This is a genomic window from Rhodococcus sp. NCIMB 12038 (genome assembly GCF_002165735.1).
In the GTDB taxonomy this organism is placed as follows: domain Bacteria; phylum Actinomycetota; class Actinomycetes; order Mycobacteriales; family Mycobacteriaceae; genus Rhodococcus_F.
In genome coordinates, this window is record NZ_NHML01000017.1 from 87,081 (window position 1) to 102,454 (window position 15,374).

A 15,374-nucleotide genomic window follows, 5' to 3' on the forward strand; every position below is an offset into this window, starting at 1 on the left:
TCGGCGGCGGCGGACGTCGCCACGCGCACGAGGATCGGAGTTGTCCGTGGGTGCACCACTCGCAGTCGAGCTCGACAGATCGAGCCCGGTTCCGCTGTATTTCCAGCTCGCGCAGACGATCGAGAACGCGATCATCGGCGGGGAACTCGCGCCCGGCGACCGCTTCGAGAACGAACTGGCGCTCGCCAAACGCTTGAACCTGTCGCGCCCGACCACGCGCCGTGCCATTCAGGAACTCGTCGACAAGGGGTTGCTCGTCCGCAAGCGCGGCGTCGGCACGCAGGTCGTGCAGAGCGCCGTGCACCGGCCGGTCGAGCTCACCAGTCTCTTCGACGACCTCGCCCGCGCAGGGCAGAGCCCGACCACCAAGCTCCTCGACTACCAGGTCGCCGTACCTGCCGAGGACGTGGCCGCTGAACTCAACCTGCAACCCGGCAGTGAGGTGGCGTCCATCCGGCGCCTCCGCAGCACCAACGGCGAACCGCTCGCGCTGATGACCAACCACATCCCGGTGGATCTCGCGCCGGACCCCGACGAACTCGAGGCGCACGGCCTCTACCACGCACTCCGGGCCCGCGGCGTGCACATTCGCCTCGCGCGGCAACGCATCGGCGCGAAAGCGGCGAGCAAGGCAGAGGCGTCACTCCTCGACGAGAAGACCGGGGCGCCGCTGCTCACTATGAACCGGACCGCGTTCGACGACTCGGGAAGCGCCGTCGAGTTCGGCAGCCATTGCTACCGGGCGTCGCGGTACTACTTCGATACCACCGTTGTCGATCGTTAGGACGGGGCGCGCGACGTCGTTCCCCCGGGGAATGGCCCTGCTGGTTGCGGGCGCCCTCTTCATGGAGATCCTCGACGCGACCATCATCGCCCCCGCCGTCCCGCTGATCGCCGACTCCTTCGGCGTCGACCCCGTCGACGTCAACATCGCGATCTCCGCCTACCTGGTCACGGTCGCAGTCCTCATCCCCGCGAGCGGGTGGGTGGCCGACCGGTTCGGGACCCGCCGGGTGTTCGTGGCCGCCATCACCGTGTTCACCCTGGCGTCCATCGGGTGCGCCGCGAGCGTGTCGTTGCCGATGCTCGTCGCGATGCGGGTGCTGCAGGGAGTCGGCGGCGCCATGATGGTGCCGGTCGGACGGCTCGCGGTGCTGCGGTCGAGCACGAAGGGCGATCTCGTCCGCGCGATAGCCCTGCTCACGTGGCCCGCGCTCGCCGCGCCCGTCATTGCACCTCTGCTCGGCGGCGCGATCGCCACGGTGGGCTCGTGGCGGTGGATCTTCGTCATCAACATTCCCATCGGGGTCCTCGGAATCCTGCTGTCGCTGAAGCTGGTTCACGGAGCCGGCTCGCGGTCGGTGAGGAGGCTGGACTGGCGGGGCCTGCTCGGGGTCGGAACGGGAATCGCGGCGGCGCTGATCGCCCTGGAGAGCATCCGTGTGACGGGCACCGACTGGCGCCGGGTCGCGATCGGGGGAGTGGTCGCGGTCGTCCTGCTGGTCGCGTCCGCGGTCCATCTCGTCCGCACTCCGCACCCGCTCGTCGATGTCCGAGTGCTGCGTGTGCGGACGTTGCGGATCACCGTCACCGGGGGTTCGCTCTACCGCCTGATCGTGACGGCCGTGCCGTTCCTGTTGCCGCTGCAGTTCCAACTCGGCTTCGGCTGGACGCCGTTTCTCGCGGGTCTGCTCGTCGCCGCGCTGTTCGCAGGCAACATCGCGATCAAACCATTCACGACGCCGCTGATGCGGCGTTTCGGGATCAGGCCGATCCTGCTGGTCAACGCGCTGCTGTCGGTGGGCTGCTTCGGGATGCTCGCCGCACTGAGTTCGTCGACCCCGATGCCCGTCATCGCAGGAGTCCTCTTCGTGAGCGGAGCCCTGCGTTCGGTCGGATTCACCGCGTACAACAGTCTCGCGTTCTCGGACGTCGATCGCGCCGACCTCACGCACGCCAACACTCTCAACGCCGCCGTGCAGGAACTGGCGGCCGGACTCGGAATCGCGCTCGCCGCGCTCGCGCTCACCGCATTCACGCCGCTGGCGACGTCGTCCGAGCACGGGTTCGGATCCGAATATTCTTGGACCTTCGTCCTTTTGGGCCTGCTGATGCTCGGCACGGTCGTCGACACGCTGCGTCTGCCGCGCGACGCCGGGGCGTCGGTCACGCGCTGATCGCGTCCCCTTCTTTCGCCATTTCCGCTCGATTTCCGGGCAGGTATCGGTGACGCGTGCGCCCGCGCCTTTGATATGTGGTCCTAATGTCCAGACAAACTATTGACTTTCGGGTGTGACGCGTATTACATCTAAGGCACACGGCCAAGACGTCAACGAGCCGTTCGTCCCCCGAGAGGAAAAACAGATGAACTTCCCCAACCGGCGTCGCGTGGCAGTGCTGGCCTGCGCGAGTGCCCTGGTGATGAGCCTCGCGGCGTGCTCGAGCACCGGCGGCAAGCCGGACAGCAGCGGGTCCGGGATCGGCGCGGGCAGCGCCGACACCCCGCGCATCACGATCGCGATGGTCACCCACGCGGCACCGGGCGACACGTTCTGGGACCTGATCCGCACCGGTGCGCAGGATGCCGCCGACAAGGACAACGTGGAACTGAAGTACTCCTCCGATCCGCAGGCCCCCAACCAGGCCAACCTCGTGCAGACGGCGATCGACTCCAAGGTCGACGGCCTCGCACTCACCCTCGCCACCCCCGAAGCGATGGCGCCCGCCGTCAAGAGCGCGCAGGACGCCGGAATCCCGATCTCCGCGTTCAACGCCGGATACGGCGCCTGGAAGGACATGGGCGTCACCCAGTACTTCGGGCAGGACGAGACCATCGCCGGCCAGGCCGCGGGCAACCGGCTGAACGACGAGGGCGCCAAGCACGTCATCTGCGTCATCCAGCAGCAGGGCCAGATTCAGCTCGAATCCCGTTGCGCCGGGGCCAAGCAGGCGTTCCGCGGCACGTTCGAGACGCTCAACGTCAACGGCGAGGACATGCCGTCGGTGAACTCGACGATCGCCGCCAAGCTCCAGCAGGACCCGTCCATCGACGGCGTGCTCACGCTCGGCGCCCCGATCGCCCTCACCGCCGTCCAGTCCGTCGGTAACGCGGGCAGCCCGGCCAAGGTGTTCACGTTCGACACCAACGCGGCCCTCGTCGACGCCATCTCCGACGGCAGCGTGCAGTGGGCGATCGACCAGCAGCCGTACCTGCAGGGCTACCTGGCCATCGATTCGCTGTGGCTGTACCTGAACAACGGGAACGTCATCGGCGGCGGCGGGCCCACGCTGACCGGGCCGTCGTTCATCGACAAGACCAACATCGACAAGGTCGCCGAGTACGCCAAGGCCGGCACCCGCTGACCGGCGGTCGATTCACATGACAGGACACACGATCCGGACCCCGGTGGGTCCATCTCTCGCACACACAGTCACCGACACCATCGACCCGGTCGCAGGACCGGCCGGCACCGCACAACGCTGAGATCCACCGGCGCGGAGAGGAAATCATGTCCACACAGCAAGATCTGGACCTTGCCAGTCACAAGGTCGTCCACGACGAGCGGGTGAAGGAACAAAAACGCCTGCAACGGCTGCTGGTGCGCCCGGAAGTCGGGTCCCTGTTCGGTGCGATCGCGATCTTCATCTTCTTCATGATCGTCGCACCCCCGTTCCGCAGCCCCGAGGCCCTGGCCACCGTCCTCTACGCCTCCTCCACCATCGGGATCATGGCCTGCGCGGTCGCACTGCTGATGATCGGCGGCGAATTCGACCTCTCCGCCGGCGTCGCGGTCACCACCAGCTCCCTGGCCGCGTCGATGATCGCCTACAACCTGCACCTGAACCTGTGGGCCGGCGCCGCCCTCGCCCTGGTGGTGTCCCTCGCCGTCGGGTTCTTCAACGGCTACCTGGTGATGAAAACGAAGATCCCCAGCTTCTTGATCACCCTGAGCTCGTTCCTGATGCTCACCGGCATCAACCTCGCGGTCACCAAATTGATCACCGGGCAGGTCGCCACCCCCAGCGTGTCGGACATGCAGGGCTTCGACTCCGCGAAGAAGGTGTTCGCGTCCTCCTTCGTCGTCGGTGGGGTGTCCGTCCGGATCACCGTGGTGTGGTGGCTGCTGTTCACCGCGATCGCCACCTGGGTGCTGTTCAAGACCCGGATCGGGAACTGGATCTTCGCCGTCGGCGGCAACCAGGACTCCGCCCGCGCGATCGGTGTGCCGGTCACCAAGGTCAAGATCGGGTTGTTCATGACCGTCGGTTTCGCCGCCTGGTTCGTCGGCATGCACCTGCTGTTCTCGTTCAACACCGTCCAGTCCGGCCAGGGCATCGGCAACGAGTTCCTGTACATCATCGCCGCGGTCATCGGCGGCTGCCTGCTCACCGGTGGCTACGGCACCGCGATCGGCGCCGCGATCGGCGCGTTCATCTTCGGGATGACCAACCAGGGCATCGTCTACGCCGGCTGGAACCCGGACTGGTTCAAGTTCTTCCTCGGCGCGATGCTGCTGTTCGCGGTCATCGCCAACAACGCCTTCCGCAACTACGCCGCCAAGAGGTGACCGGTATGAGTACCACCGAACAGATCCCCGTCGACACCGAACCCGGTGGAGGCGGCAAGATCCCGCTGATCGAACTCAAACACGTCGGCAAGCAGTACGGCAACATCATCGCCCTCGAAGACATCAACCTGCGGGTCAAGGCGGGGGAGGTCACCGGTGTCCTCGGCGACAACGGGGCCGGCAAGTCCACCCTGATCAAGATCATGGCCGGCCTGCACCAGCAGAGTTCCGGGGAACTGCTCGTCGACGGCGACGCGGCCTCGTTCGGGTCGCCGAAGGAGGCCCTGTCCAAGGGCATCGCCACCGTCTACCAGGACCTGGCGGTGGTGGCGCTGATGCCGGTGTGGCGGAACTTCTTCCTCGGCCAGGAACTGCGCAAGGGCCCGCTGCGGTCCCTCGACTCGAACGCGATGCGCGCCACCACCAAGGAAGAACTCCACAAGATGGGCATCGACCTGCCCGACGTCGACGCCCCCATCGGGTCGCTGTCCGGTGGTCAACGCCAGTGCGTGGCGATCGCGCGGGCGATCTTCTTCGGCGCCCGCGTCCTGATCCTCGACGAGCCCACCGCCGCCCTGGGTGTCAAACAGTCCGGGATGGTCCTGCGGTACATTTCCGCCGCCAAGGAACAGGGCTTCGGGGTGGTGTTCATCACCCACAACCCGCACCACGCCTACATGGTCGGCGATCACTTCGTGCTCCTCAACCGCGGACGCCAGAAACTGGACTGCACCTTCGACGAAATCAGCCTCGAAGAACTCACCCAGCAAATGGCCGGCGGCGACGAACTCGAAGCACTCACCCACGAACTACGGCGTTAGGCACCGACACGACGAAGCGCCCGGCTCTCGAACCGGGCGCATCGTTCGTTTTCGGAGCAGATCAGACCTGTGCGCTGGCCTTCGCCCTGGTGAGCGCGACGTCCTCCTTGTCGAGGTCGAGCAGCGGGGTACGGGAGTTCTCCTTGGCGGTGGAGGCGGACGCCGCGGCAATGAGCGCGCAGACGGCGGTGAAGATCGCCACCGGCACCCAGTTCTTGGGGTCGCCGCCGCGGAGAGCCTGGGCGATGGTCGGTGCGAACCCGGCGAGTGCGAAACCGAGCTGAGTGCCGATCGCCATGCCGGAGTAGCGAACCCGCGAGGAGAACATCTCGGCGTAGAACGCCGGCCAGATGGCATTGGTCCCGGCGTAGACGCCACCCATCAGCAGGATGCCCGCGAGGAAGATCATCGCGACGTTGCCTGTGCCGATGGCGGCGAAGTACAGGAAAATCCCGGCGGCCGAACCGATCGCGCCGCCGATGAACACCGGCTTGCGGCCGATCCGGTCGGACAGCATGCCGAACAGCGGCTGCGAGACGAGGGCCACCGCGTTCGCGGCGATCGCGACCCACAGCATGGTGGTGCGGCTCATCCCGATCTCCGGGGTGGTGGCGTATGCGAGGCCGAACACGGAGAACACGGTGCTGACGACGGCGATGAAGGCGCAGAAGACGACGCGCAGAACGTCGCGCCAGTGCGTGCGGAAGAGATCGACGACGGGCAGCGGGGCGGGCGCCTCGTCCAGGGCCTCCTTGTTGGCGATGAAGATCTCGGGCTCTTCGAGCTTGCGACGCACGATGTACGCAACGACGAGGACGAGCAGGCTGCACCAGAACGGGACGCGCCAGCCCCAGCTGTAGAGGGTCTCGTCGGGCAGTGCCGCGACCGGGATGAACGCGAGGCTCGCGACGATGAAGCCGGCCTGGGTGCCGGTGAGCGTCCAACTGCAGAAGAAGCCGCGGCGGTGAGCGGGGGAGTGCTCGAGGGTGAGGGAGCCCGCACCCGACTGCTCGCCCGCTGCGGAGACGCCCTGGCAGATGCGCAGGAGCACCAGCAGCGCCGGGCCGACCATCCCGGCAGTCTCCGAGGACGGCAGACAGCCGATGAGGAACGTGACGACGCCCATGAGCACCAGGCAGAACATCATCACCTTCTTGCGCCCCGCCCGGTCGCCGAAGTGTCCGACGAACACGGCGCCGATGGGACGCGCGATGTAGGAGATGCCGAACGTCGCCAACGACAGCAGCAGCGGGTTCTTCGCGCCCTCGAAGAACACGTGCGGGAACACCAGTGCGGCAGCCGAGGCGAAGATGTAGAAGTCGTAGTACTCGAGCAGGCTGCCGAAGAAGGCGGCCTTCGCGGCCTTCTTCGCGTTGGTGGGATCAGCGTTGGGGTCGACGGACGAGCGGCCTGTGCCGTCACCGTTGCGACCGGAGGCGCCGGTGCCGTAGTCGATGGTCATCGATACTCCTGGGGAGCGAGGAATGTGAACACTGGCCGCTCGAAATGAGCAGGTGTTCGTAGGTCGTAGAAGCAAGGTAACCCAGGTCACAGGCTCGAGTCAATAATGGTCGAAATGGTTAGTTCATACTTTTCCGGGTTGCTGCAGGTAGGCCAGGACGACGTCGCCGATCATCGCGCGCAGGTGGGGACGGTTCTCCGCGCCGGTGAGATCCCAGTCGAACAGGGCCTTGAACGTGTACCGATTCGCCACCCGGAAGACGCAGTACGAGCTGATGAGCATGTGGATGTCGAGCGCCGTCGTGTCGGTGCGGAAGATGCCCGCGTCCTGCCCTCGCTGGAGGATTCGATCGAGCGTGCGGATCGCCGGCGCCTGAGTCTCGGGGAGGCCCTCGGCCTGGACGAGATTGACGCCGCGATTCGTGTTCTCGATCGCGACGAGGCGGATGAAGTCGGGGTGCGCCTCGTGATGGTCGAACGTCAGCTCGGCGAGCGCCCGGATGGCCTCGGCCGGCTCGAGGTGGTCGACGTCGAGCTGGGACTCCTCGTAACGAATCTCCTCGTAGGCGCGCTGCAGGACCGCCCGGTACAGGCCGTCCTTGTCGCCGAAGTAGTAGTAGAGCATCCGCTTCGTGGTGGCGGTCTTCGCCGCGATCTCGTCGATGCGGGCCCCGGTCAGGCCCTTGTCGGCGAACTCCGTCATCGCCACCTTCAGGATGTTCTCCCGGGTCTTCTCGGGATTGCGCGTGCGCTTGGCCGCCTGCTTTTCGGCGGGTGCGCCCGTGGTCTCGCTTCGTGTCATTCCTGAAACTCCTGCCTGTGCTGTCTTCCGCGCGATATGGACGTATGCTACCGTGACATAACTCACTAGATAGTTAATTAGTTCTCGCACCCTTCCCGGAAGTGATCCCCATGACCTCTCGTGACCTCGATGCCCCCAACGCCCGCCCGTCCTACCTGTGCGGTCTGATCGGCACCGGGATCTCGAAATCGCTGACCCCGCCGCTTCACGAGGCGGAGGGTCGTGCGCAGGACGTCGGGTACGTCTACCGGATCCTCGACCTCGACACCCTGGGCATGGGCGTCGAGGCACTGCCGCGGCTCCTCGACGCCGCCAAGCTCCTCGGGTTCAACGGGCTCAACATCACGCACCCCTGCAAGCAGGCGATCATTCCGCTGCTCGACGCCCTGTCCGACGACGCCCGCAAACTCGGCGCGGTCAACACGGTCCACATCGACGGCGGACGCCTCATCGGCCACAACACCGATTGGTCCGGATTCGCGCGCAACATGGACGAGGGCCTCGAAGGTGCGCCCATGAACCGTGTCGTGCAACTCGGGGCGGGCGGGGCCGGTGCGGCCGTCGCCTACGCCGCACTGACCCGGGGCGTCGGACACTTCACGATCATCGACGCCGACGCCACGCGCTCGGCCGCTCTGCGTGACTCGCTCGCAGCGCTGTTCCCGGACCGGGAGATCGTGGCCGGCGACCTCGCCGCCGTTCCCGCCGCGGTCGGTGCCGCCCAGGGCCTCATCCACGCGACGCCGCTCGGCATGGCGCACCATCCCGGCATGGCGCTCGACGCCGCGCTGCTGCGCCCCGACCTGTGGGTCGCGGACGTCGTCTACCGTCCGGCCGAGACCGAACTCCTCCGCCGCGCCCGCGAGATCGGCGCCCGGACACTCAGCGGAATCGGCATGACCATCGGTCAGGCCGTCGACTCCTTCCGGATCTTCACCGGCCTCGAACCGGACGCCCAGCGGATGCGTGAGCACATGGGTCTGCTGTTGGAGGCGGAGGACGCCGCCGCGCTCGCGGGCGCGTAAGGCTCATGCGTGCCACCGTGGCGCAGACTGTCACGGTGAGGTTATTGCTGCTGGCCGACACTCATGTCCCGAAACGGGCGCGAGACCTGCCCGCCCGGGTGTGGGACGAGGTCGACCGCGCCGACGTGGTGATCCACGCCGGCGACTGGGTCGATCTCCCCACGTTCGAGGCGTTACGGTCGCGCTCGGCGCGGCTCGTGGCGTGCTGGGGCAACAACGACGGCGACGACCTGCGCGCCCTGATGCCGGAGCGGGCCGACGTGACCCTGGACGGAGTGCGCATCACCGTCGTGCACGAGACCGGAGCCTCCACCGGCAGGGAGAAACGGATGTCGGCCGCCTACCCGGACACCGACGTCCTGATCTTCGGGCACAGCCACATTCCTTGGGACACCACCACCGAAACCGGTCTGCGACTGCTGAACCCGGGATCGCCGACGGACCGACGCCGTCAGCCGCACTGCACGTACATGACCGCCACCGTCCGCGACGGGGAACTCGGCGACGTGGAGTTGCACCGGCTGTGACCGGCCCCGGACGCACATCGGCGAGCAGGCCCGGAGCCTGCTCGCCGATGCGCGTGTGCTGTGAGCTGCCGAATCAGACCCGCTCGAACACTGCGGCCAGGCCCTGGCCGCCGCCGATGCACATGGTCTCGAGCCCGTAGCGGGACTCGCGACGGTCCATCTCCCGCAGGAGGGTGGCGAGGATGCGACCGCCGGTGGCGCCGACGGGGTGCCCGAGCGAGATGCCGGACCCGTTGGGGTTGAGGCGTGCGTCGGTGGGGTCGAGGTCCCAGCTGCGGAGAACGGCGAGGGTCTGCGCGGCGAAGGCCTCGTTCAGTTCGATGACACCCATGTCGGACAGCGACAGTCCGAGCTGACCGAGGGCCTTCTCCGTCGCGGGCACCGGGCCGATGCCCATCGTGCGCGGCGGGACGCCGGCGACGGCCCACGACGCCATCCGGGCGAGGGGCTTCAGTCCCAGTTCCTTCGCCTTCTCGGCGGTCGTCACGATGCACACGGCGGCGCCGTCGTTCTGGCCGCTCGCGTTGCCTGCGGTGACGGTGGAGGCGGAGTCGATCTTGGAGCGGATGGCGCGGAGCTTCGACAGCGACTCCAATGTGGTGTCGGCGCGCGGGTGCTCGTCCTTGTCGACGACGAGCGGGTCCGACTTGCGTTGCGGAACCGTCACTCCGACGATCTCCTCGGCGAAGCGACCCGACTCCTGCGCGGCGACGGCACGCTGGTGCGACTGCACGGCGAGCGCGTCCTGGTCCTCGCGGCTGATGTCGAACTCGGCCCGCAGGTTCTCGGCGGTTTCGATCATGCCGCCGGGCACGGGGAAGTTCGCGCCGCCGGCGGTGACGCGCGCGCGGGCGAGCCGGTCGGCGAGTTGCACCCCTTCTCCCTTGACGCCCCAGCGAATGTTCGGGTTGGTGTAGAACTCGGCCTGGCTCATGGATTCGGCGCCGCCGGCGAGCACGAGGTCGTTGCCGCCGGACGCCACCTGCAGCACGGCGGTGATGACGGCCTGCAGACCGGATCCGCAGCGACGATCCACCTGCATGCCGGGGACGTCGATGCCGAGTCCGGCGTCGAGGGCCGCGATCCGGCCGATGGCCGGTGCCTCTCCGCCCGGGGACGCCTGACCGAGGATGACGTCGTCGATCTGGCTGCCGTCGATGCCGGTGCGTTCGACGAGCGCCGTGATGACGGTGGCGGCGAGGCTCTGGGGAGTGAGGTCCTTGAACACTCCACCGAACCGCCCGACCGGCGTCCGGAGGGGCTCGCAGATGACGACGTCACGCATGAAAAGGCCTTTCGTGAAGAATCCTCGGACAACGTCAACGGTTGACGGTGGCGAGGTCCTGTTCGATGTCGGTTGCGGTGATCCGCAGCGACGGGATGAGATCGGAATGCAGATCCTCGAGGCTGTACCGTGCGGCCGGCGTCGAGATGTTCACCGCGGCGACGGTGAGCCCGGAGGCGTTGCGGATCGGTGCGGCCATCGACCGCAGGCCCGCCTCGAGTTCCTGGTCGAGAACGCAGATGCCGTCCGCGCGGACCGCGAGAATCGCGGCCTTCAGGTCGTCGCGGGCCGTGATCGTGCGCTCGGTGAGGCGCTGGATATCGAGTTTCTCGAGGTACGCGTCGAGTTCGTCGTCGGGCAGTCCCGCCAGCAGGACGCGGCCCATCGACGTCGCGTACGCCGGCAGCCGGGTGCCGATGGTGATGCCGACCGTCATGATCCGGCTGACGGGCACACGGGCGACGTACACGATGTCGGCGCCGTCGAGGATCGACACCGAAGACGACTCGTGGACCTTGTGGCTCAACTTCTCCAGGTGCGGCTGCGCGACCTCCGGAAGCGACAGGCTCGACAGGTAGCTGTACCCGAGTTCGAGGACCCGCGGCGTGAGCCAGAACGCGGAACCGTCCGTGGCCACGTAGCCGAGTTCGACGAGGGTGAGAAGGAACCGGCGCGCGGTGGCGCGGGTCAGTTCGGTGGCGCGGGCGACGTCGCTGAGTGTGCGCCGCTGGTTCCGGTTGTCGAAGCAGCGGATCACGGCGAGGCCCCGGGCCAGCGACTGCACGTAGTCGGGGGACGGGAGGATCTTCTCCGTCGGTTCGGTAGCTGTCATGTCTGCGAATCCTCCACTGTCGACTCGGCGGCCAGGTCGGCGAGGGCCTGCTTGCCGAGGGCGAACCCGAGATTGCTGTTGGGGACTCCCGCGTAGACGGCGGTGTGGAGGAGTACCTCGCCGATGGTGTCGGCGTCGACGCCCGCGCGGAGGGCGGCCTGGATGTGCATGTCGAGTTCGTGCTCGTTACCGACCGCGGTGAGGACGGCGATCGTGAGCAGTCGGCGCAGTTCGTGGTCCAGCGCGGGACGCGACCAGATGTCGCCCCATGCGGTTCGGGTGATGAAGTCCTGGAACGGTGCCGTGAAGTCGGTGGTCCCCGCGACGGAGCGGTCCACGTGGGCGTCGCCGAGCACCGAGCGGCGCACCGTCATGCCCTGTGCGTGCGCGGCGCGTCGTCCGCGCGCGTACCCGCCGCCGGCGATGTGTTCGCGCAGCAGTGCCGTGACGTCGCCCGCCTGCTCGAGGTTCGCGACGTGGGCGGCGGGGGAGAGCACCTCGAACCGGGCGCCGGTGATGCCGTCCGCGAGGATCTGCATGACCGACGGCGGGGTGGACGGATCCTCCTCGCCCGCGATCACCAGCGTCGGTGCGCTGATGCGGGAGAGGTCGGCGGTGAAGTCCCAGTCGGCGAGGGCGTCGCAGCACGCGGCGTATCCCTCGGGCGACGTCGACGCGATCATGTCGCGGTAGTGCCGGACGAATTCCGGGTCCCGCTTGGCCAGTCCCTCGCTGAACCACCGTGCGACGACGGCATCTGCGAGCGACTCGGGACCGTCGGCGCGCGACGCGGCGGCCCGCTCGATCCATCCCTGCGGTTCGCCGAATTTCGCGGCGGTGCACAGCAGCGACAGCGACAGCACCCGCCGCGGGGTGTGCGCGCCGAGCCACTGGGCGATCGCGCCGCCCATGGACAGTCCGACGAAGTGGGCGGCGTCGACTCCGAGGGAGTCGAGCAGGGCGAGAACGTCCTCGGACAGTTCGCGGACGGAGTACGGGCCGTCCGGTGCGGGCGACTCGCCGTGGCCCCGCTGATCGACGGCGACGACCCGGCATTCGTCGGACAGCGCCGCGATCTGCGGGTCCCACATGGACCGGTTGGAGCCGAGCGATCCGAGCAGGACGACGACGGGGGCGTCCGCCGCGCCGTTGCGGGGTCCGGAGATTTCGTGTGCAAGTGCGACTGTCATCGCGTTCCTTCCCGGCCGCGGGCCACTGTCTCCAGTGCGCGGTCGACGATGTCGTGGGCGTGGCCGAGGTACCCGGCAGGGTCGAGCAGGGCGCGGATCTCGTCCGCAGGCAGGTATTCGAGGAGCCCCGGATCCTCGTCGAGACGGTGTCCGCTCCGGCAGGCGGCGGTGACCAGGTCACGCGCATTGTCGGTGTGGGCGGACAGGGCTCCGGTGACCCGTTCCGCGAGGAGCAGGCCACCGGTGATGTCGAGGTTGCGGGCCATTGCGTCGGGGTGGACGTTCAGTCCGCCGAGCGAATCGGCGATCCGCGCGACGGCGCCACCGGTGAGGCGCAGCAGGTCGGTGAGGGTTTCCCACTCGGCATGCCAGGCGCCGGCGGCGCGTTGCTGTTCGTGATCCATCGAGCCGAGGATCGTCGCGACGAGTCCCGGTGTGCGGCGGGCCGCGGCGCGGGCGGCGATCGCGGCCACCGGATTCCGTTTGTGCGGCATGGCCGAAGAACCGCCGGGTGATCCTTCGCTGACCTCGCCGACCTCGGTGGACGACAGGAACACGAGGTCGGTGGCGATCTTCGACACCACGCCCGCGGCCGTTCCGAGCGCCGACGCGAGCAGTGCGATGCGGGTGCGGTCGGTGTGCCAGGGCACGTCCTGGCGTGCAAGTCCGAGTTCGTCGGCGAGCACGTCGGCGATGTCGAGGCCGTGCGGGTAGAGCGCGGCGGACGTTCCGGCCGCGCCTCCCAGTTGCACGGGAAGGCCGTCGAGTGCGTCGAACAAGGCGCGAGAAGCCCTGTGCAGCGCGGTCATCCACCCGGCGGCGAGAACGCCGAACGTGGTGGGCAGGGCCTGCTGGCCGAGGGTGCGGCCGGCGATCGGGGTGCCGCGCTGGGCCCGCGCGAGGGCCTCGGCGCACAGCGCCGCCTCGTCGAGGGACGCCAGCACGTGTGCGCCCGACCGACGGCACAGCAGCATCAGGGCGGTGTCGAGAATGTCCTGACTCGTGGCGCCCTTGTGCACGTGGCTTCCGGGCACCCCGGAATCGGCGGCCGCGACCTCGCCGCGGAGCAATTTCACCAGCGGGATCACCGGATTGCCGCCCGCGGCGGCCGCGTCGCCGAGCGCCGCGACGTCCACGGAGCCGTCGGCGACGATGCGCGCGAACACCGAGGAGATCGCGTCGGCGGACGCGGCGGGGATGACGCCGCACTTCGCCTCCGCCCGGGCCAGTGCCCCCTCGACCTCGACCATCGCGGTGACCCACGCCCGGTCGGAGAGCAGCGCCGACAACTCGCCGGCACCGAACGTCGGATCGAACAGGGCACCCCGGGAGGTCTCCGGAGAGTTCACACGCGACACCTTTCTGGATTTGCGGCCGATTACAGGGCGAAGAACGGGGTTTCCCGTCCGTCCGTATCCTGCACGTGAATCGTCAGGTGGTAACCGCGATCAGTCTTCTCCGCGATCAGCTTGGGGCGGTCGGCTTCCGGGACGACGGAGAGCACGGGGTCCGAGGCGTGGGCGTCCGTGTCCTCGGGGAAGTAGAGACGCGTGTAAAGGCGCTCGAGCATGCCGCGGGCGAACAGTCCGACGTTGATGTGCGGGGCCTCGACTGCGCCGTCCTCGGCGGGGAGGGTGCCCGGCTTGACGGTGTGCACCACGATCGTGCCGCTCTCGTCGGCGAACACGCGTGCCAGGCTGCGGAATCCGGCGGGGGTCGCCTCGGCGGCACCGCGCGGATCGGCAGGACTGTCGAACCGCCCCGCGGCGTCGGCCTGCCAGGTTTCGATCATCGCGTCGCCGATGGCCTGACCGGCGCCGTCGATGACGTTGAAGGACACGGTGATTCGTCCGGGAGCATCCTCGGGGACGGCGTCGCCGCTGTTCTCCCACGTGGGGAACAGGCCGATGTGGACGTACGGGCCGACGGTCTGGGACGGGGTGACGCCGAACGGCACCTCGTCCTGGCTCCTGGCGAAGACCGGGTACCGCGGGGCGTCCGGGTTCTGGGTGTCGATCATCAGTGGCCTTCCGCATCTTCGAACGGGGTGGCGTCCTGGCCGCGCAGGACGATGTCGAACTTGAATCCGACGGCCCAGTTCTCCCGGGTCTGGTCGTAGTCGAACGTGCTGATCATCCGCTCGCGCGCCGCTTCGGGCACCGAGTTGTAGATCGGGTCCTGGAAGAAGAACGGATCGTCGGGGAAGTACATCTGCGTGACCAGGCGCTGGGTGAACGCCTGACCGAAGAGCGAGAAGTGGATGTGCGCGGGCCGCCACGCGTTGTGGTGGTTGCCCCACGGGTACGCGCCGGGCTTGATCGTCGTGAACTCGTAGTGGCCCTGCTTGTCGGTCAGGCAGCGCGCGACACCGTTGAAGTGGGGGTCGAGCGGCGCGGGCCAGGAGTCGTTCTTGTGGCGGTAGCGGCCGCCGGCGTTGGCCTGCCACACCTCGATGAGGGTGTCGGGGATGGGCTTCCCGGCGCTGTCGAGGACCCGGCCGTGGACGATGATGCGCTGACCCTGGGCCTCGCCGCCGTTGGCGTGGGTCATGTCGTTCTCACCTGTGGTGACGTCGGCATCACCGAACACCGGACCGGTGCTCTCGCCGAGTCGCTGCGGGATCAGGATCAGGTCGTTCTTGGGGCTGCGCAGCCGAGTCGTCTTGTACTCGGGGAACAGCAGCGGGGCATTGGCTTCGTGCCCGGCTTGGTAGTGGGCTGGCAGATGCAGCATGGAAGAAGATCCTCACGTTCTCGATGTGAACAGTCGGCCGCTATTCGCACATAGTAGTCGCGTTCTGTGATGGGGCCAACAGGCGGTGCGCGATTTGTTCGCAATGTGGATGGGTGTTCACTACTCGAAC

The 15,374-nt window shown here is 67.9% G+C and carries 15 protein-coding genes; 7 read left to right on the forward strand and 8 right to left on the reverse strand.

Annotated features, from left to right (window positions below; all coding sequences use genetic code 11):
* The first annotated feature begins 46 nt into the window (after nt 1-46).
* The 5 genes from CA951_RS25465 to CA951_RS25485 all read left to right on the forward strand — a co-directional run bounded on the left by CA951_RS25465 (nt 47) and on the right by CA951_RS25485 (nt 5,389).
* Nucleotides 47-784, forward strand: coding sequence for a GntR family transcriptional regulator (locus CA951_RS25465; protein ID WP_072947097.1), 738 nt, complete (start codon nt 47-49; stop codon nt 782-784).
* A 31-nt stretch (nt 785-815) separates the two neighbouring features.
* A complete protein-coding gene (locus CA951_RS25470; RefSeq protein WP_087559482.1) occupies nt 816-2,177 on the forward strand; it encodes an MFS transporter in 1,362 nt (453 codons plus the stop codon).
* A gap of 187 nt (nt 2,178-2,364) precedes the next feature.
* Complete coding sequence (locus CA951_RS25475; protein WP_087559483.1) at nt 2,365-3,363, forward strand: substrate-binding domain-containing protein; 999 nt, start codon at nt 2,365-2,367, stop codon at nt 3,361-3,363.
* Nucleotides 3,364-3,509: 146 nt separating this feature from the next.
* Nucleotides 3,510-4,568, forward strand: a complete 1,059-nt coding sequence (locus CA951_RS25480) for an ABC transporter permease (protein WP_087559484.1) — start codon at nt 3,510-3,512, stop codon at nt 4,566-4,568.
* A gap of 5 nt (nt 4,569-4,573) precedes the next feature.
* On the forward strand, nt 4,574-5,389 hold the full coding sequence (locus CA951_RS25485) for an ATP-binding cassette domain-containing protein (RefSeq protein WP_087559485.1): 816 nt from the start codon (nt 4,574-4,576) through the stop codon (nt 5,387-5,389).
* Nucleotides 5,390-5,450: 61 nt separating this feature from the next.
* Here the strand turns inward: CA951_RS25485 and CA951_RS25490 are convergent, their stop codons facing one another.
* Entirely contained in the window at nt 5,451-6,851 is a 1,401-nt protein-coding gene (locus CA951_RS25490; protein ID WP_087559486.1) for an MFS transporter, read from the reverse strand.
* Nucleotides 6,852-6,974: 123 nt separating this feature from the next.
* Complete coding sequence (locus CA951_RS25495; RefSeq protein WP_087559487.1) at nt 6,975-7,652, reverse strand: TetR family transcriptional regulator; 678 nt, start codon at nt 7,650-7,652, stop codon at nt 6,975-6,977.
* Between the two features lie 110 nt (nt 7,653-7,762).
* Between CA951_RS25495 and CA951_RS25500 the strand changes: the two genes are divergently transcribed.
* Together CA951_RS25500 and CA951_RS25505 are read left to right on the forward strand one after the other, a co-directional pair.
* Nucleotides 7,763-8,677 carry a shikimate dehydrogenase gene (locus CA951_RS25500; RefSeq protein ID WP_087559488.1) on the forward strand — a complete coding sequence of 305 codons (915 nt, stop codon included), beginning with the start codon at nt 7,763-7,765 and terminating at the stop codon, nt 8,675-8,677.
* A 35-nt stretch (nt 8,678-8,712) separates the two neighbouring features.
* Nucleotides 8,713-9,204, forward strand: coding sequence for a metallophosphoesterase (locus CA951_RS25505; protein WP_087559610.1), 492 nt, complete (start codon nt 8,713-8,715; stop codon nt 9,202-9,204).
* Between the two features lie 73 nt (nt 9,205-9,277).
* On the opposite strand, the gene CA951_RS25510 is transcribed toward CA951_RS25505, so the two are convergent.
* From CA951_RS25510 to pcaH, 6 genes are read right to left on the reverse strand one after another with little or no spacing between them, the layout of a single operon-like run.
* Nucleotides 9,278-10,489 carry an acetyl-CoA C-acetyltransferase gene (locus CA951_RS25510; protein ID WP_087559489.1) on the reverse strand — a complete coding sequence of 404 codons (1,212 nt, stop codon included), beginning with the start codon at nt 10,487-10,489 and terminating at the stop codon, nt 9,278-9,280.
* A gap of 34 nt (nt 10,490-10,523) precedes the next feature.
* Nucleotides 10,524-11,321 carry an IclR family transcriptional regulator gene (locus CA951_RS25515; RefSeq protein ID WP_087559490.1) on the reverse strand — a complete coding sequence of 266 codons (798 nt, stop codon included), beginning with the start codon at nt 11,319-11,321 and terminating at the stop codon, nt 10,524-10,526.
* The gene (pcaD, locus tag CA951_RS25520) at nt 11,318-12,511 is read right to left on the reverse strand and encodes a 3-oxoadipate enol-lactonase (RefSeq protein ID WP_087559491.1); all 1,194 of its coding nucleotides are present in this window, start codon (nt 12,509-12,511) and stop codon (nt 11,318-11,320) included. The genes CA951_RS25515 and pcaD overlap by 4 nt, the downstream gene beginning before the upstream one ends.
* Nucleotides 12,508-13,860, reverse strand: a complete 1,353-nt coding sequence (gene pcaB / locus CA951_RS25525; RefSeq protein WP_087559492.1) for a 3-carboxy-cis,cis-muconate cycloisomerase — start codon at nt 13,858-13,860, stop codon at nt 12,508-12,510. The genes pcaD and pcaB overlap by 4 nt, the downstream gene beginning before the upstream one ends.
* A gap of 29 nt (nt 13,861-13,889) precedes the next feature.
* Entirely contained in the window at nt 13,890-14,531 is a 642-nt protein-coding gene (pcaG, locus tag CA951_RS25530) for a protocatechuate 3,4-dioxygenase subunit alpha (protein ID WP_087559493.1), read from the reverse strand.
* On the reverse strand, nt 14,531-15,244 hold the full coding sequence (gene pcaH, locus CA951_RS25535) for a protocatechuate 3,4-dioxygenase subunit beta (protein ID WP_087559494.1): 714 nt from the start codon (nt 15,242-15,244) through the stop codon (nt 14,531-14,533). The genes pcaG and pcaH overlap by 1 nt, the downstream gene beginning before the upstream one ends.
* Nucleotides 15,245-15,374 lie beyond the last annotated feature (130 nt).